The sequence below is a fragment of the Neobacillus phoenicis genome, assembly GCF_047302305.1.
In the GTDB taxonomy this organism is placed as follows: domain Bacteria; phylum Bacillota; class Bacilli; order Bacillales; family Cytobacillaceae; genus Neobacillus.
Genome location: NZ_CP154847.1, coordinates 1,888,244 through 1,906,129 on the forward strand (window position 1 = coordinate 1,888,244; position 17,886 = coordinate 1,906,129).

The following is a 17,886-nucleotide window of genomic DNA, read 5'->3' on the forward strand; positions in this document are numbered from 1 at the left end:
ATCAGAATTATAAAACATTTAAAAATCCGCAATTTATTCATCACAATAATACCTATATATGTTATACTAATTACAAGAATACAACTCAAAAGTATAACATTAATACGGAAGGGGCCGTAAAATGAAGTCACGAATTGCAATAAATGGGTTTGGGAGAATTGGAAGGATGGTTTTTCGAAAAGCAATCCTTGAAAAAAAGCTTGATGTAGTTGCAATAAATGCGAGCTACCCGGCTGAAACATTAGCACATCTACTTAAATATGATACAAATCATGGACCTTTTCAGGGAGAAGTGATCCCTTTAGATAACGAATTAATTGTAAATGGTAAAAGAATTAAGCTGCTAAGTGACCGTAACCCGGAGCAGCTTCCATGGAAAGAACTAGGGATTGATATCGTAATCGAAGCAACTGGAAAATTTAACTCCAGAGAAAAAGCTGCTCTTCATCTTACAGCAGGTGCTAAAAAAGTGATTTTAACTGCACCAGGTAAAAATGAAGACGTTACCATCGTTATGGGTGTTAATGATGAAATGCTTGATATTAATCAGCATGATATTATTTCAAACGCATCCTGCACAACGAATTGCCTTGCACCAGTTGCAAAGGTACTAGATGAGAAGTTTGGAATTGAAAGTGGATTGATGACAACAATTCATGCCTATACAAATGACCAAAAAAATATCGATAACCCTCATAAAGATCTACGGAGAGCGCGTGCCTGTGGACAATCTATTATCCCGACAACAACGGGTGCGGCTAAAGCACTATCACTGGTATTGCCACAATTGAAAGGCAAATTACATGGGATGGCATTACGAGTACCAACTCCAAATGTTTCACTTGTTGATTTAGTGGTTGACCTACACCAAGATGTAACGGTTGATGATATTAATAATGCCTTTATGGAAGCTGCACATGGCAGATTAAGAGGAATTTTAGATTTAACAATGGAACCGCTCGTATCAGTAGACTTTAATACAAACGAGAATTCAGCTATCATTGATGGACTTTCAACCATGGTAATGGGGACAAGAAAGGTTAAGGTTTTAGCTTGGTATGACAATGAGTGGGGATATTCGTCTCGTGTCGTAGACTTGGCTTTATATGTGTCAGAGCAAATAGCAAAATCCTCACAGGTGAAGGTAGGCTAGATCAGAATAAAAAGGTAAAAAAATGCTGTCGATTGACAGCATTTTTTTTGTCCTAGCCTGTTCCAGTATGGGACAGTTTAGCATAAAATGCTTTTGAACTAATGTTTTTTTTATTATTAAATATAGAGGAATATGCCCACCTAGCCTAGTTACAAAAATATCTTATGAAAATTTTATATTGATAGGTTGCAAAAAAAATATAAACAAAGTATACTAGTCATCGTGAACTTCTTGAAATTAGGTACCTATTAATTACTTAAAGGGTTAGGACCTCTCTGGACTAACTTTCCCCCGTGGTAGTTATAAGATACCGTCAATAACCGGATTTCAGGAAACCATCATAAAAGGTTAGAGGGGGAAAAAAGAATATGGAAACAATGGGACGACACGTAATCTCTGAACTTTGGGGATGCGACTTTGAAAAATTAAATGATATGGATTTTATTGAAACAACTTTTGTAGAAGCAGCACTTAAATCTGGTGCAGAAATTCGCGAAGTAGCTTTTCATAAATTTGCTCCACAAGGCGTAAGCGGTGTTGTAATTATTTCTGAATCACATCTTACAATTCACAGCTTCCCAGAGCATGGATATGCAAGCATTGATGTATATACTTGTGGTGATTTAAACCCTAATGTAGCTGCTGATTATATTGCTGAGGCTTTAAATGCTCAAACACGTGAAAATATTGAAATCCCACGTGGTATGGGTCCAGTAAATGTTAAGCAAGCAAAGGTACTTTAATCCGAAAAAAAATGATCGAAGGGGTGTACGAACTATGTACACTCCTTTTTATATTTTCCGCATTATGTTGTAAACTAATTAGAAAAGCGGAAGCGCCTTGGTCAGCCCCGACAGGCAAATGTTCTTCGGTAAAAAAAGTCCGCCTTTTGACTTTTATTGCCGAAGGTTATTTGACCCGAGGGGCTAGGCGCTGGAGCTGGACAATTCTCGAAGTCGCATTTTATACTTTCTTATAATGATGAAAAGGAAGAATTTTTGGAGGGTACTATTTAAATGAGTTTATTCGGACGCTTTAGAAGTCAAATTGAAACATCTGATCAAAATAAGGATGCTTCTTTAAATACTCATTACTATAAGGGCAACTTTAATAAGATATTTGAATCAGTTGAAAAGGTATTTCATGAAGATGCTGACTGTCGCATCTTAACGGTCTCAAAAGAACATGGGGAGATTGCGGTAGAAATCACTAAGCCTTTCTCTTGTTTCCTGATTGTGACAGTTGTTTCTGTTAAACCATTAGAAACCGCTGTAGACTTTAACCTTTCAACCGAAAGATTTTCAATCTTAGGCAATTATCCTGAACTAAAAAAGCGAATTATTGCTTATTACGAACGGATGAATCAAATACATACTTTGATTAAAGGAAAACAAAACTCCTAATACTTGTACTTGTACAAAGGTCTGCTTTTTTATAAGATAAAAGTAGGAAATTGTTCGGATTTAGTGAGATTTGGAGTTGATTAAAAATGAAATGCCCTTCATGTCAAAATTATGGTACACGCGTGCTTGATTCTCGGCCTGTTGATGAAGGACGTGCAACACGGCGAAGACGCGAATGTGAGGAGTGCGGATATCGCTTTACTACATTTGAAAAAATTGAAGAGATTCCCTTAATAGTGGTGAAGAAGGAAGGTACACGGGAAGAATTCAGCCGTGATAAAATACTCAGGGGCTTGATTAAGGCGTGTGAAAAACGGCCTGTTGCCTTAAAGGAGTTAGAAGATATTACACACGGTGTGGAAAAGGACCTTCGAAGTCAGGGGATTTCTGAAATTAAAAGTGAAGCTGTTGGCGAAATGGTAATGGATCGGCTTGCCCATGTTGATGAAGTCGCATATGTAAGATTTGCTTCCGTATACCGCCAATTTAAAGACATAAATGTATTTATCGATGAATTAAAAGAACTGATAAAAAAAGAAAAATCGTAATGAGCTAAAGGAACGTCTTTGGCTCTTTTTTCACTATTGAAGGAGAGGTTGGGATTATATGGCGCAGCATTGGCAGGAAATCCTTCCTATCGACCGTTATATTGTAGCATCCGATGGGCTGCTCCATGAGTATGACCGGAAAGTGCTGACGTTTCTATACCAGCCCTTGATCGGGTCAACTTGTTTAAGCTTGTATATGACACTTTGGGCGGAACTGGAGGAAAATAGACTTTGGTCTGATTCATCTACGCACCATCTGTTAATGAACATGCTAGGGTTAAATTTAAAGGATATTTATGAAGCGCGTCTAAAGCTAGAGGGAATAGGGTTATTAAAAACCTTTGTTAAAACAGATGAGGAGGGAGATCGGTCCTTTATTTACGAACTGATCCCACCTTTAACGCCTGAACAATTCTTTTTGGATGGAATGTTGAATATTTTTCTTTATCGGAAAATTGGAAAAAACCACTTTGCCCGTCTAAAACGGTTTTTCTCTGACCAGCAAATGCCAAAGGAAAAAGAATATCAGGATGTAACCAGGGCCTTTCAAGATGTATTTGCTTCAGCTACGCCTGGTAGTCTTCAATATCTTCAAGGATTGTCTGAGGAAATGGAGCCAGAGGTGGACCACCATTTTATTGGTCGTAATAACTCGAAACCAATACAAATTGAATTAAGTACATTTGATTTTGACTTATTGATGGCAGGGTTAAATGAATCTCTTGTACCTAAAAAATCTCTAACCCAAAAGGTAAAAGAGATGATAAGCAATCTAGCCTTCCTGTACAATATTGACCCTATTCAGATGAAAAATATTGTCCTAAGTGCAGTCGATGAATCAAGTGAAATAGATTTGGAAGAATTGCGTAAGGGGGCTCGTGATTGGTATCAGTATGTCAATCAGGATCAGCTACCAAGTTTAATTGAACGAACGCAGCCTGCGGCCCAACAGGTTCAAAAAGATGAGCCAAAAACACAGGAAGAAAAACTCATACGTTATTTAGAAACCACTTCTCCATTAAGAGTCTTAAAGGATGTTTCTGGCGGCGGAGAGCCATCGAAGTCAGATCTGCAGATTATTGAGGAAGTGATGTTTAAGCAGAAGCTTCTTCCAGGTGTAATAAATGTACTTATTCAGTTTGTAATGCTTAAAACAGATATGAAACTTACCAAAGGGTATGTTGAAAAGATAGCAGGCCACTGGGCGAGGAAGCAAATCAAAACAGTGAAAGAAGCAATGGACTTAGCAAAGAACGAACATCGTACGTATATCGGTTGGACAGATAACAAAAAGGCTGGAAGGCCAACGAAGCAAAAAACTATACGTAAAGAGCTCATTCCAGAGTGGTTTGAGGAAAGTCCGGAAGAAGGAAAACCTGCTATCCAAACGAACAAATCAGAAGAGGATGAAGCGAAAAAGCGGGCAATAGAAGAAAAATTAAAGGCGTTTAGAAAGTAGGGGGTGAATGATATGGAAAGGATTAATAGAACATTACAAAGGCTGGCATCAAATGAAAGCTTTAAAAAACGGTATGAAAAACAGCGCCAGGAGGTTCTTGAGAATCGTGACATAAAATCGTTTTTAGCTCGGCATCAGGATAAAATTACTCCAGAGATGATTGATAAAAGCATGAGTAAGCTTTACGAGTATACAAAGCAAAGTCAGGATTGTGAACGCTGTGAAAGCCTTGGGAAATGCATTAACTTTATGCCAGGTTACCACCCTGAACTCGTTTTATCTTTGAATTCAATTGATGTGATTTATAAGCGCTGCCCTAGAAAAGTGATGGCAGATGAGAAGAAGAAAAACGAAAAGCTAATTAAAAGTCTTTATGTACCTAAAGATATATTGGAAGCTACCTTTGAGGATTTTGAAGGGGACACCGGGCGACTGGATGCAGTGGACAAAGCTGCGACCTTCTTAATGAATTATGAGCAGGGCAAAAAACAAAAAGGATTATATCTTTACGGGAAATTTGGTGTTGGGAAGTCCTTTTTGTTAGGTGCGATAGCAAATGAACTCGCTAAAAAACAGATCTCATCAATGATTGTTTATGTTCCTGAATTACTGAGAGAAATGAAAAGCTCTATTGCAGACTCCACACTAAACGAAAAAATAGAGGCATTAAAAAAAGAACCAGTATTAATGTTGGATGACATTGGGGCCGAAGCAATGTCAAGCTGGACAAGAGATGAAGTATTAGGTCCAATCTTACAATTTAGGATGCTTGAAAGTCTTCCGACATTCTTCACCTCGAATTTTGATTTTCAAGGTTTAGAGCATCATTTAACCTACAGCCAGCGTGGTGAAGAGGAAAAGATGAAGGCCATGCGAATCATGGAGCGAATTCGCACCTTAAGCGAACCAGTTCTAGTTAGTGGTCCTAATAGGCGTTAGTGTATAAATAGAAGGTGTTTTTATGGGATTACCGGATTACCCGGTAGTCCTTTTTACATTTAAAGTATAAAATTCGACTTCGAAAATTGTCCAGCTCCAGCGCCTAGCCCCTCGGGTCAAATAACCTTCGGCAATAAAAGTCAAAAGGCGGACTTTTCTTGCCGAAGAACATTTGCCTGTCGGGGCTGAACAAGGCGCTTACGCTTTTCTTAATTATTATATTAAAACTGAGGCTATCTAACTTCTATTTTGGCCAAGTCCCCCATATATATTAAACAGACAATGCCTCAAAGGGGGGATTTGGTTGGCGGAAATCATCTTCCAAAGCAAGCTGGATGCACAAAAGTTTTATAACCACTTGCTGAAGTATGTACCATATAATCCAATGAATGAAACTATTCTTCTTTTAGAAGATCGACATATAGTAAAAATAGTTGATATTTGCTTTTCTACGGATTTGTTTGACAAGGTGAAATCGGCATTTTATCAGTTTATAACGATTACGAAACGGGATCATTGGTTTCGAGAGATAGTAAGTGATCACTATTATTATACCGACATTGAAGAACAGCAGCAGATTATTGATATTATCTATTCCATACTGGACGGGCAAAGAGAGGACCTTGCTGTTTTACTTAAAGAAATAAATGAAGAGCCTAATCTAATTAGGACAGCTATTGAGGAGATTCTTCATGAAAATGTCACCTTCTCTTTTGACTCTTTTGTTAAATTTCGCCTGCGTTCCTATCTGCAAACGTTAGAAAGCTATGTTGAGATAGCCATTGATGAATACAAAATGGAGCAGGAATATCAAATGTTTGTGCACATGCTAAGAGACTTTTTGGTGAACCGTGAGCCCAAAATGGATACGCTTCATTTATTGTTCGATGAAGAAATTACTTTTTTTAATGAGGATTTTATTGAAATTAAAAGAGGCGAATTAACAAGATTGATTGATAGAAGGTTATTGGTGAATCATCCTGTTTATGTTGACTCCGCTTCCATTGCACCGCTATTGTCACTTGCACCAACGTCTATTTTTATTTATACAAAAGACCCTGATGAGCCGTTGGTTAGAACCATCAAGAATATATTTGAGGAAAGAGTAACCCTTAAGGAGTATGGCGCACTTCGTGAGATTAAAAAATGGATTCCTGAAGAAAATTCTTCTGAAAATCATGCATAAAAAATAAAATAATGTCAATATTTAGTTTTATGCACCTTGCAATTTTAAAAGTAAATCATTATAATAACGTACATAGCAAATATGTAGTAAAAGTAATGATAAGGACAACAGTATTTTATTTACGGTTTCTAGAGAGGAAGACCAGCGGCTGAAAGTCTTCTAACACGGGATAAATACTTACCACCTTTAAACTTCAGCAGTGAACATTTCCTGTTTTATGGAATTAGTAATTGTTGACGGCAACAGCCGTTACCTGACCAAAGTCATGATCAATTGTTTGAATTGAACATGAAAAATTGGGTGGAACCACGTGTTAATCAAAACTCGTCCCTATTCCAGGGACGGGTTTTTTTATTTTTTTAAAAGCGATTGACGGTTCTTTTCAGAGCCCTGAAACGCTCAAAATCAAAGGAGGAATTACCATGTCAGACGTTGTTAAGATTTCGTTTCCAGATGGGGCAGTAAAGGAGTTTCCACGAGGAACAACAACGGAAGATATTGCCGCTTCCATTAGCCCTGGCCTTAAGAAAAAAGCTATAGCTGGTAAATGGAATGGACAGATGTTCGATCTTCGTCGTCCAATTATGGAGGACGGTTCTATAGAAATCGTTGTTCCTGAATCAAGTGATGCCTTAGAGGTATTGCGTCATAGTACAGCTCACTTAATGGCTCAAGCTGTAAGAAGATTGTATCCAAATGTAAACCTTGGGGTAGGTCCAGTAATCGAGGGTGGATTTTATTATGATATGGACCTTGACGTCTCATTAACACCAGAGGACCTTCCGAAGATCGAAAAAGAAATGGCTAAAATCGTTAATGAAAATATTGAGATTGTTCGCAAGGAAGTAAGCCGTGCTGACGCTGTTCAATTATTTAAAGAGGCAGGCGACCCTTACAAACTTGAACTAATTGAAGCTATTCCTGATGAAGAAACAGTGACTATCTATGAGCAAGGTGATTTTTTTGACCTTTGCCGTGGGGTTCATGTTCCTTCAACTGGGAAAATTAAAGAATTCAAGCTTTTAAGCATTGCGGGTGCCTACTGGCGCGGTGACAGCAACAATAAGATGCTACAGCGTGTGTATGGAACAGCGTTCTTTAAGAAAGAGGACTTGGCTGAACACCTTCGCCTTCTTGAAGAAGCAAAAGAGCGTGACCATCGTAAAATTGGTAAAGAGTTGAGTTTATTTACAACTAATCAATTGGTTGGTCAAGGTTTACCATTATGGCTTCCAAAAGGAGCTACTATCCGCCGTGTAATCGAACGTTATATTGTTGATAAAGAACAACGTTTAGGTTATAACCATGTGTATACTCCTGTAATGGGTAGTGTGGATTTATATAAAACGTCTGGTCACTGGGACCACTATCAAGAAGATATGTTCCCGGTTATGGAGATGGATAATGAGCAATTAGTTCTTCGTCCAATGAACTGTCCGCATCATATGATGGTTTACAAAAACAGCATTCACAGTTATCGTGAGCTACCGATTCGTATTGCTGAGCTTGGTACACAGCATCGTTATGAAATGTCTGGTGCCCTTTCTGGTCTGCAACGTGTGCGGGGAATGACTCTAAATGATGCGCACATTTTTGTTCGCCCTGATCAAATTAAAGAGGAATTCAAACGCGTAGTTAACCTTATTTTAGCGGTCTATAAAGACTTCAATCTGAATGAGTATTCTTTCCGTCTTTCCTATCGTGACCCTCAGGACACTGAAAAATATTTTGATGATGATGCAATGTGGGAAAAAGCACAGGGGATGTTGAAGGAAGCTATGGACGAACTTGGACTTAATTATTATGAGGCTGAAGGCGAAGCTGCTTTCTATGGTCCGAAGCTTGATGTTCAAGTTAGAACAGCTTTAGGTAAAGATGAAACCCTGTCCACTGTTCAACTTGACTTCTTACTTCCAGAGCGATTTGACTTAACTTATGTGGGTGAAGATGGTAAGCAGCATCGTCCTGTTGTTATCCATCGTGGTGTCGTATCAACAATGGAACGTTTTGTTGCCTTCTTAATTGAAGAGTATAAAGGAGCATTCCCAACTTGGTTGGCACCAGTTCAAGTTCAAGTGATTCCTGTTTCTCCAGGTGTTCACTACGATTATGCAAAGCAAGTACAGGAACAGCTTCAAAATGAAGGCTTCCGTGTAGAATTAGATGGCCGTGATGAAAAGATTGGTTATAAAATTCGTGAAGCACAAATGCAAAAAATACCATATATGCTCGTTGTCGGTGACAAAGAAGTGGAAGATCATGCAGTTAACGTTCGTAAATATGGAGAGCAAAACTCAGAAACAAAGCCGTTTGCTGACTTCCTAGCCGAAATAAAAGCGGATGTGCAAAGAGGATAAATTTTTCAGAAGAGAGGGTCATTCCTCTCTTTCTTTTTGTTTTTGAAAAAAATATATTGAATAATTTTGGGTTTCTTGCTACAATAAATTTCGTTGTCATGAATAAATAGTTCGTTTGACAATACGTCTTTGTTTATGTTATAGTTACAAAGGTTAAATTGAATATGATTTTGGGAAAAGAAGAAGCACCCGCTTCTCACCTGATTGACGCATACGGCAGTTGGCAGGTTTTACGTGAACTTTTTGTTTATTTACTTATGTTTCGTAAAGTGTGGGTGTATTCATCCGCACTTTTTTGTTTGTGTACTTAAGAAATAGCACTTATAAAAAGTTTTATACCTGTCGATTCCAACTAAGGTGTTTAATAATAAGGTGAATCATCCTTTACCCAGACGTTGTATTCGTGAAAAAACCTTGGAGGTGGCTAATTATTAGCAAAGACATGTTGTTAAATGAGGGCATCCGCGCTCGCGAAGTTCGTCTGATTGACCAAAATGGCGAACAGTTAGGGATCAAATCCAAAAACGAAGCGTTGGAGATTGCCGGACGAGTAAATCTTGATTTGGTACTTGTAGCACCAAATGCAAAGCCTCCGGTAGCCCGGATTATGGACTATGGCAAATTCAAATTCGAGAATCAAAAGAAAGAAAAAGAAGCTCGTAAGAATCAAAAGATTATTACTACTAAAGAAGTTCGTCTAAGCCCAACGATAGATGAGCATGACTTTAATACAAAGCTTCGTAATGCTATTAAGTTTTTGGAAAAAGGCGACAAAGTAAAAGCTTCCATCCGTTTCAAGGGTCGGGCGATTACACATAAAGAAATTGGTCAACGCGTATTAGACCGTTTCTCTGAAGCATGCAAGGAAGTAGCGACTATTGAGTCACATCCAAAAATGGATGGCCGAAGCATGTTCTTGGTTTTAGCACCTAAAGCTGATAAGTAATAAGGAGGATATTCCAATGCCAAAAATGAAAACTCACCGCGGCGCTGCAAAGCGTTTCAAAAAGACTGGTTCTGGTCAACTTAAGCGTGACCATGCTTATACAAGCCATTTATTCGCGAACAAATCTACAAAAGCTAAGCGTAAACTTCGCAAAGGATCTCTTGTTTCTAAAGGCGATTTCAAACGCATTCGTCAATTATTAACTTACGTTAAGTAATCTCGGACAGATTGATTTATTATAGGAGGGAAATTACATGCCACGTGTAAAAGGCGGTACAGTTACTCGCAAACGTCGTAAAAAAGTTCTTAAATTAGCAAAAGGTTATTACGGTTCAAAACATACATTATATAAAGTTGCTAACCAACAGGTTATGAAATCTTTAATGTATGCGTTCCGCGATCGTCGTCAAAAGAAGCGCGACTTCCGCAAACTTTGGATTACTCGTATCAATGCAGCAGCTCGTATGAACGGTCTTTCTTACAGCCGTTTAATGCATGGCTTAAAGCTTGCTGGTATCGAAGTAAACCGCAAGATGCTTGCTGAATTAGCAGTAAGCGATGCTAACGCATTTGCTGAATTAGCAAACCAAGCTAAACAACAACAAAAATAATTAAAGATATAAAGCCATTCTCTCTTGAGGATGGCTTTTTCTATAAGGGGGATACTGCGGTGGATAGTAAAGTGGTTTTACTAATGGGTTATATCATAATGAGCCTAATAGGACTTATTATTATGGGAGAAGATAAAAAGCGTGCCAGGAAGCATCAATATCGAATTTCTGAGCGGACATTATGGCTGGTAGCATTATTCGGCGGTGCAATTGGAACGACTGCAGGAATGCAGATTTACCGTCATAAAACAAAGCATTTAGCATTTCAAATCGGCTTTCCCTTTCTAGCAGGAGTCGAACTGATACTTTTAATAAAGGCTTGGTGGTAATCATATGCAACTTAAAAAACTATTTGAGATGCAAAAGGCATTGGACTCACATATAGAAGAAAAACATCAACTGCAAAATGAGGCTTTATTTGATCGCAAAGTTCTTGCTTTGCTTGTGGAAATTGGAGAATTGGCAAATGAAACTCGTTGTTTTAAGTTTTGGAGTGTCAAGCCTTCCTCAGATAAAGCAGTGATTCTTGAAGAGTTTGTGGACGGAATCCATTTCATATTGTCATTAGGGATTGAGTGTGGTTTTAATGACATGGAAATTAATTTAAAGGTGAATCAAACAAGTTCGGATGTGACCGAACAATTCCTTATAGTATATGAGACAATCAGTTTGTTTCAAAAGAGCAAAGAGTTTAATGTTTACATTAGGGTTTTTGAAGCTTATTTGCAGCTGGCTTCCTTGCTTGGATTCAACGAGAAAGAAATGGAGCAGGCATATTTTCTTAAAAACGAAGTAAATTATCAAAGACAACAAAATAACTATTAGCAGAAAATTTGTAAATTTACAGTTTTTTTATGTATAATGAAGGTCGGATATACATAATTAGGGGGGCTAAATAAGTGGCAAAACTTGATGAAACATTATTGATGTTAAAAGACTTAACTGATGCCAAAGGGATTCCCGGCAATGAGCGTGAAGTACGTGAAGTAATGAAAAAATACATAACTCCATTGGCTGATGAAGTAACTACTGACGGTCTTGGCAGTTTAATTGCTAAGAAGGTTGGTAAAGAAGGCGGCCCAAAAATTATGGTTGCGGGTCATTTAGATGAAGTTGGCTTCATGATTACACAAATCGACGATAAAGGATTCCTGCGTTTTCAACCAGTTGGCGGTTGGTGGGGACAAGTTATGCTTGCACAGCGCGTTACTATCGTTACAAGAAAAGGCGATGTGACAGGTATTATTGGTTCAAAACCACCACATGTTTTATCAGCTGAAGCTCGTAAGAAACCAGTTGAAATTAAAGATATGTTCATTGATATCGGTGCATCCAGCCGTGATGAAGCACGTGAGTGGGGCGTCCGTCCAGGAGATATGGTTGTTCCATACTTTGAGTTTACAGTGATGAACAATGAAAAGATGCTTTTGGCTAAAGCTTGGGACAACCGCATTGGCTGTGCCATTGCGATTGATGTATTACGACAGCTACAAGGCACTGACCATCCGAACGTTGTTTATGGTGTTGGAGCCGTTCAAGAGGAAGTAGGGCTACGCGGGGCGAAGACAGCCGCTGCAAAAATCCAACCGGATATTGGTTTTGCTGTTGATGTCGGTATTGCTGGTGATACGCCTGGAATCACAGAAAAAGAAGCAATGAGCAAAATGGGCAAAGGCCCACAAGTGGTTATTTATGATGCTTCCTTAGTGGCACATAAAGGGCTTCGTGATTTCGTGACAGATACAGCAGAAGAGCTAAACATTCCATTCCAATACGAGTCTATCCCTGGTGGCGGTACGGATGCTGGTTCGATCCATCTAACACATAACGGGGTACCTGCATTAGCGATTACGATTGCGACCCGTTATATCCATTCACATGCAGCGATGCTTCATCGTGATGATTATGAAAATGCGGTTAAGTTGATTGTTGAAGTGATTAAGCGCCTAGACCGTGAGGCTGTTGATAAACTTACATTTGAGTAATAAAACGGAAATCCCCGGTTGAAGTTGCCGGGGATTTTTTTGCAGAAAAAAACTGCCGAGTTCATATCGGCAGCTACACGAAAATTACTTTAACCCGTTTTCAAGTGTTTCAAGCATTTCTTTCTTCTCTTCTTCAGAAGAATTCTTCCAGATGATTTCGAATAATACACCAAGGCCAGGAAGCATTTTTTCCTCTCCATTTTGAATAGCATCTACAATTGTATCTTCTAATTGATCCTGCGTATTACCAGAGACATTGTGAATAATCGCATTTCGCAAATTTAAGTTCATAAACACACACTCCTTTTTATAACATTCATTCATTTATAGCATTTCTACTATTTGGTTTTATTATGTATACTTTTTAGGCTATAATGAGAAAATCAGAAGAGTTATGTTAAAGGAGAACCCGTTTTGAAACATATTGAATCTATAAATAATCCTAAGGTAAAACAATGGAAAAAGCTTTTAACGAAAAAAGAGCGGGATAAATCTGAATCATTTATCGTAGAAGGCTTCCATTTAGTAGAAGAAGCATTAAAGCAGGGAGAACAGGTATTAGAAATAATTGTTTCTGAGAAAGTAGGCTTACCGTCACGTTGGGATGTTAATTCTACTCCAGTTACTCTTGTTACGGAGGAAATTTCTGATCTGTTAACAGAAACGGAAGCACCGCAAGGTATATATGCAGTGTGCAGAATGCCAAGTAAGAGGACGGAGGCTCAGGCAGAAGAGGGTCAAACCTTCTTGATGATTGATGCGGTTCAGGATCCAGGAAATCTTGGCACGATGATTCGCACAGCTGATGCAGCAGGGATTGACGCAGTAATCGTCGGACGTGGGAGTGTGGATATTTATAACTCCAAGGTTTTAAGAGCTGCACAAGGAAGCCACTTTCACCTTCCAATCCTACGAGCAGACCTTCATGAATGGGTAGATAAGCTCCAGGAAAGGAATATACCGGTATACGGGACAGCGCTTGAAGGAGCAGCAGTCTACACAGAAATTGCAAGTGGAGATACCTTTGCTCTAATAGTGGGTAACGAAGGCAGTGGTGTTGATAAAGATTTGCTTTCTACCACAACGAAGAATCTTTATATCCCGATTTACGGAAAAAGCGAATCATTAAACGTAGCAGTGGCCACAGGGGTTCTACTTTATTATTTAGGCAGAGTTAAAGGATAATGTTTATTTTATAATTATGTTGATTGGAGCGGAAGGCGCGAAGACTCCTGCGGGAGTACGGGGCAGGGGAGACCCCGCAGGAGCGTAGCGACGAGGAGGCTCCCCGGCACGCCCGCGAACCGCTCGCGCCTGGAGCGGAAATCAACAAGAGACATTATTTAAAATATAGGCGAAAACTAGTTTGACCTTAAAAGGAAAATTATTATATAATAATGCAATATTGAATAGTAAAGACGATGACGGAGAAAAGTATCTGATTAAGAACCATTTAGGGAGAAAGTGTCGTGACTGAAAACACTTTTATGGAAAAGTTCAGAGAAGTTCACCTCCTGAGTTGGCATCGGGACCACTAAAAGGCGCTCGTCCTTAAAGTGTAAAGATGCACCGGCCTAAGCCGTTATCCCAATGAAGCGAACACATGTGTTTCTACATACCGTGTTTACAAGGGTGGTACCGCGAATAACAAACCTCGTCCCTTTCCAGGGATGGGGTTTTTTTGTTTGTTTTGGCAGGCCACAAACATAATAACAATTTTTAAGGAGGAATAGACATGCAAGAACGTTTAAAGGAATTGCAAGAAGAGGCTATTCAAAAAGTGGAACAGTCCACAAGCTTAAAAGAATTAAATGACATTCGTGTTGCCTATTTAGGCAAAAAAGGCCCAATTACAGAAGTGCTGCGCGGAATGGGGAAGCTTTCAGCTGAAGAGCGACCAGTCATGGGGGCTCTTGCGAATGAAGTACGGGAAGCCATTGCAGTTAAAATTGAAGAGAAACAAAAGGGATTAGAAGAAGCGGCTGTTTTAGAAAAATTAGCTTCTGAAAGCATTGATGTTACCCTTCCAGGCCGCCCTGTAAAGGTTGGAAACCACCACCCACTAACAAGAATCATTGAAGAAATTGAAGATTTATTTATTGGAATGGGCTATCAAGTAGCGGAAGGTCCGGAAGTGGAGCAGGATTATTATAACTTTGAAGCTCTTAACTTACCGAAAGGGCACCCAGCCCGTGATATGCAGGATTCTTTCTATATTACGGAGGAAATCCTTCTTCGTACCCATACATCACCCGTACAAGCGCGGACGATGGAAAAGCATCAAGGAAAAGGTCCAATTAAGATTATCTGCCCTGGTAAAGTGTACCGCCGCGATAATGATGATGCGACACACTCCCATCAATTCATGCAAATTGAAGGTCTTGTTGTCGGCGAAAACATCCGTATGAGCGATCTAAAAGGAACCTTAGAGGTATTTGCGAAGAAAATGTTTGGGGATGACCGTGAAATCCGTCTACGCCCTAGTTTCTTCCCTTTCACAGAACCGTCTGTTGAAATGGATATCTCTTGTAAAATTTGCGGTGGCCACGGCTGTAACGTGTGTAAGCAAACGGGCTGGATTGAAATTCTTGGAGCAGGTATGGTTCATCCGAATGTTCTTGAAATGGCTGGCTACGATTCTAAGAAATACACTGGATTTGCATTCGGTATGGGACCAGAACGGATTGCGATGTTGAAATACGGTGTGGATGATATTAGACACTTCTATACCAATGATGTACGTTTCTTAAAACAATTTTCAAAACATGAATAGGAGGTTACGACATGTTCGTTTCATATAAATGGCTTCAGGATTACATTGATTTAACTGGAGTAACAGCTGATGAGCTAGCTGAAAAAATTACGAAGAGCGGAATTGAAGTTGAAGGAGTAGACATTCTTAACGAAGGCATTAAAGGAGTGGTGGTTGGTCATGTTCTAGAACGCGAGCAACATCCAAATGCCGACAAATTAAGTAAATGCCTTGTTGATGTGGGTGAAGAGCAGCCTGTACAAATTATCTGTGGGGCACCAAACGTAGCACAAGGACAAAAGGTAGCAGTGGCAACGGTCGGAGCGGTTCTTCCAGGTAATTTTAAAATTAAACGTGCGAAGCTTCGTGGAGAAGAATCAAACGGCATGATTTGCTCTCTTACTGAGCTTGGTATGGAAGGAAAAGTAGTTCCAAAAGAATACTCTGAAGGAATCTTTGTTTTTCCAGCGGATGCAGAGGTAGGCGTAGATGCACTTGAACTATTAAATCGTGATGACGAAGTTCTAGAGCTTAGCTTAACACCAAACCGTGCGGATTGCTTGAGCATGCTTGGTGTTGCATATGAAGTGGCAGCGATTCTTGGTAGAGAAGTGAAACTTCCAGAAACGAGCTTGGAACCAACTAGTGAAAAAGCATCTGATTACGTTAAGGTAGTTGTTCAAGCGAAGGACGATAACCCGCTTTATGTGGCTAAAATCGTTAAAAATGTAAAAATTGGTCCATCCCCACTTTGGATGCAAACACGATTAATGTCTGCGGGAATTCGTCCGCACAATAACGTTGTCGATATTACCAACTATATTTTATTAGAATACGGTCAGCCATTACATGCGTTCGATTATGATCGTTTAGGTTCAAAAGAGATCCTTGTTCGCCGTGCTAACGATGGGGAAAAGTTTGTCACACTAGATGATGTAGAACGGACATTGTCATCCGAGCATCTTGTGATTACCAATGGTACGGAGCCTGTTGCACTTGCAGGTGTAATGGGGGGTGCCAATTCTGAGGTAACTTCAGACACAACAACGGTTTTATTAGAGGCTGCTTATTTTAATGGTGGGACTGTTAGAAAGGCATCTAAGGATCATGGTTTAAGAAGTGAGGCAAGTGCCCGCTTTGAAAAAGGCGTGGATCCAAACCGTGTCCGTGCAGCTGGTGAACGTGCAGCTTATTTGATGGCAAAATACGCTGGCGGAGAAGTGTTAGAGGGTGTTTCAGAAGTTGATACACTTACTGTCGAACCAGCAGTGGTATCGATTACTCTTGAAAAAATCAATCGTGTCCTTGGCACAGAGCTTCAAATGAGCGATGTAAAGGATATTTTTGACCGTCTTCAATTCCAAGTAAGTGTAGAACAGGATACGATTACTGTTACGGCACCAACACGCCGGGGCGATATCCGAATCGAAGAAGATTTAGTAGAAGAAGTGGCTCGTCTATACGGCTATGATAACATTCCAAAGACATTACCAATCGGTTCTACGACTCCTGGAAAGCTGTCAGAGTATCAAAAGAAACGTCGTGTGGTTCGTCAATATCTTGAAGGAGCAGGACTATATCAAGCTGTAACTTATTCTTTAACAAGTGAGGAGAAAGCGGCACAATTTGCTCTTGAAAAGCGCGATACCATCCGTTTAGCGATGCCGATGAGTGAGGAACGCAGCATCCTTCGTTTGAGCATCATGCCACAGCTTTTAGAAGTAGTAAAATACAATAGTGCTCGTCAAAACGATAGCTTAGCTGTATACGAAACGGGTGCCGTATTCTTAGCAAATGGCGAAGCTACTCTTCCGACTGAGAAAGAGCATGTTGCAGGTGCTGTAACTGGCCTTTGGCACAGCCATTCATGGCAAGGTGAGAAGAAGGCAGTAGACTTCTTCGTTGTAAAAGGTATTTTAGAAGGCATGTTTGCGAAACTTGGTCTGTCTGACAAGGTTCAATATGTTCAAGCACAGGTAGAAGGAATGCATCCTGGACGTACAGCGGAAGTTCTCTTAAATGGTGAGAAGATTGGTTTCGTCGGTCAAGTACATCCAAACGTTCAGAAAGAGCTTGACTTAAAAGATACTTACGTATTTGAGCTATCTTTACAAGCAATCCTTGAAGCAGACGCACCGGTATTACAATACGAAGCGATTCCACGCTTCCCATCTATTACAAGAGACATTGCCCTTGTGGTAAACAGAGAAACAGTGTCAGGCACCTTGAAGGAAATTATTTTAACAGCAGGTGCACCGCTTCTTAAAGAGGTTTATGTGTTTGACCTATATGAAGGCGACAAGATGGAAGAAGGCAAAAAGTCTATCGCGTTCTCATTAAAATATGCAGATCCAGAACGTACATTGACTGATGAAGAAGTAACAAAGGTCCACAGCAGCGTTCTTGGAGCGTTAGAAGAAAAAGCAGGCGCGGTTTTACGAGGATAATCGTTTTAAGAATAGAGAGAGGCCGGCCCGGAAAAATTTTTCGGGCTGGTTTTTTTATTGACTTTTTCTAATGAAGTTCTTATGTTTGTAACAAATTTCG

Annotated in this window: 18 protein-coding genes and 2 other annotated features; of the genes, 17 read left to right on the forward strand and 1 reads right to left on the reverse strand. The window is 39.6% G+C overall.

All coding sequences use genetic code 11. The features are described 5' to 3' along the window. Window positions 1-121 precede the first annotated feature (121 nt). From AA0X95_RS09695 to AA0X95_RS09760, 14 genes are all read left to right on the forward strand, one after another. On the forward strand, window positions 122-1,153 hold the full coding sequence (locus AA0X95_RS09695) for a glyceraldehyde-3-phosphate dehydrogenase (protein WP_413308340.1): 1,032 nt from the start codon (window positions 122-124) through the stop codon (window positions 1,151-1,153). Between the two features lie 368 nt (window positions 1,154-1,521). After that, window positions 1,522-1,896 carry an adenosylmethionine decarboxylase gene (gene speD, locus AA0X95_RS09700; RefSeq protein ID WP_307290748.1) on the forward strand — a complete coding sequence of 125 codons (375 nt, stop codon included), beginning with the start codon at window positions 1,522-1,524 and terminating at the stop codon, window positions 1,894-1,896. A gap of 273 nt (window positions 1,897-2,169) precedes the next feature. After that, window positions 2,170-2,556, forward strand: a complete 387-nt coding sequence (locus AA0X95_RS09705; protein WP_413308343.1) for a hypothetical protein — start codon at window positions 2,170-2,172, stop codon at window positions 2,554-2,556. Between the two features lie 86 nt (window positions 2,557-2,642). Continuing rightward, a complete protein-coding gene (gene nrdR, locus AA0X95_RS09710; RefSeq protein ID WP_144564449.1) occupies window positions 2,643-3,104 on the forward strand; it encodes a transcriptional regulator NrdR in 462 nt (153 codons plus the stop codon). 58 nt (window positions 3,105-3,162) lie between these two features. Next, window positions 3,163-4,563, forward strand: a complete 1,401-nt coding sequence (locus AA0X95_RS09715; RefSeq protein WP_413308345.1) for a replication initiation and membrane attachment family protein — start codon at window positions 3,163-3,165, stop codon at window positions 4,561-4,563. A gap of 12 nt (window positions 4,564-4,575) precedes the next feature. Continuing rightward, window positions 4,576-5,502 carry a primosomal protein DnaI gene (dnaI, locus tag AA0X95_RS09720; protein WP_413308347.1) on the forward strand — a complete coding sequence of 309 codons (927 nt, stop codon included), beginning with the start codon at window positions 4,576-4,578 and terminating at the stop codon, window positions 5,500-5,502. A 304-nt stretch (window positions 5,503-5,806) separates the two neighbouring features. After that, a complete protein-coding gene (gene ytxC, locus AA0X95_RS09725; protein WP_413308349.1) occupies window positions 5,807-6,688 on the forward strand; it encodes a putative sporulation protein YtxC in 882 nt (293 codons plus the stop codon). Between the two features lie 422 nt (window positions 6,689-7,110). Beyond that, window positions 7,111-9,045 carry a threonine--tRNA ligase gene (gene thrS / locus AA0X95_RS09730; RefSeq protein ID WP_413308351.1) on the forward strand — a complete coding sequence of 645 codons (1,935 nt, stop codon included), beginning with the start codon at window positions 7,111-7,113 and terminating at the stop codon, window positions 9,043-9,045. 171 nt (window positions 9,046-9,216) lie between these two features. Further along, window positions 9,217-9,348: a sequence feature (ribosomal protein L20 leader region), on the forward strand. Window positions 9,349-9,472: 124 nt separating this feature from the next. Then, window positions 9,473-9,991: a translation initiation factor IF-3 gene (gene infC / locus AA0X95_RS09735; RefSeq protein ID WP_307290749.1), complete on the forward strand. Its 519-nt coding sequence runs from the start codon at window positions 9,473-9,475 to the stop codon at window positions 9,989-9,991. Between the two features lie 16 nt (window positions 9,992-10,007). Beyond that, window positions 10,008-10,208 carry a 50S ribosomal protein L35 gene (rpmI, locus tag AA0X95_RS09740; RefSeq protein ID WP_308082943.1) on the forward strand — a complete coding sequence of 67 codons (201 nt, stop codon included), beginning with the start codon at window positions 10,008-10,010 and terminating at the stop codon, window positions 10,206-10,208. Window positions 10,209-10,245: 37 nt separating this feature from the next. Beyond that, window positions 10,246-10,602: a 50S ribosomal protein L20 gene (rplT, locus tag AA0X95_RS09745; RefSeq protein WP_308082944.1), complete on the forward strand. Its 357-nt coding sequence runs from the start codon at window positions 10,246-10,248 to the stop codon at window positions 10,600-10,602. Between the two features lie 59 nt (window positions 10,603-10,661). Next, window positions 10,662-10,931, forward strand: coding sequence for a DUF1294 domain-containing protein (locus AA0X95_RS09750; RefSeq protein WP_413308354.1), 270 nt, complete (start codon window positions 10,662-10,664; stop codon window positions 10,929-10,931). Between the two features lie 4 nt (window positions 10,932-10,935). After that, a complete protein-coding gene (locus tag AA0X95_RS09755; RefSeq protein ID WP_413308356.1) occupies window positions 10,936-11,427 on the forward strand; it encodes a dUTP diphosphatase in 492 nt (163 codons plus the stop codon). Window positions 11,428-11,501: 74 nt separating this feature from the next. Further along, the gene (locus tag AA0X95_RS09760) at window positions 11,502-12,587 is read left to right on the forward strand and encodes a M42 family metallopeptidase (RefSeq protein ID WP_413308358.1); all 1,086 of its coding nucleotides are present in this window, start codon (window positions 11,502-11,504) and stop codon (window positions 12,585-12,587) included. 84 nt (window positions 12,588-12,671) lie between these two features. Here AA0X95_RS09760 and sspI read toward each other — a convergent pair whose 3' ends face one another. Then, entirely contained in the window at window positions 12,672-12,878 is a 207-nt protein-coding gene (sspI, locus tag AA0X95_RS09765) for a small acid-soluble spore protein SspI (protein WP_413308360.1), read from the reverse strand. Window positions 12,879-13,001: 123 nt separating this feature from the next. Here sspI and AA0X95_RS09770 point away from each other — a divergent pair, with 123 nt between their 5' ends. From AA0X95_RS09770 to pheT, 3 genes are all read left to right on the forward strand, one after another. After that, on the forward strand, window positions 13,002-13,772 hold the full coding sequence (locus tag AA0X95_RS09770) for a TrmH family RNA methyltransferase (protein ID WP_413308362.1): 771 nt from the start codon (window positions 13,002-13,004) through the stop codon (window positions 13,770-13,772). Window positions 13,773-13,999: 227 nt separating this feature from the next. Further along, window positions 14,000-14,252 (forward strand) — a binding site (T-box leader). Window positions 14,253-14,322: 70 nt separating this feature from the next. Further along, window positions 14,323-15,360, forward strand: coding sequence for a phenylalanine--tRNA ligase subunit alpha (gene pheS / locus AA0X95_RS09775; RefSeq protein ID WP_413308364.1), 1,038 nt, complete (start codon window positions 14,323-14,325; stop codon window positions 15,358-15,360). A gap of 11 nt (window positions 15,361-15,371) precedes the next feature. Next, the gene (gene pheT / locus AA0X95_RS09780) at window positions 15,372-17,786 is read left to right on the forward strand and encodes a phenylalanine--tRNA ligase subunit beta (RefSeq protein WP_413308366.1); all 2,415 of its coding nucleotides are present in this window, start codon (window positions 15,372-15,374) and stop codon (window positions 17,784-17,786) included. The last annotated feature ends 100 nt before the right edge of the window (window positions 17,787-17,886 follow it).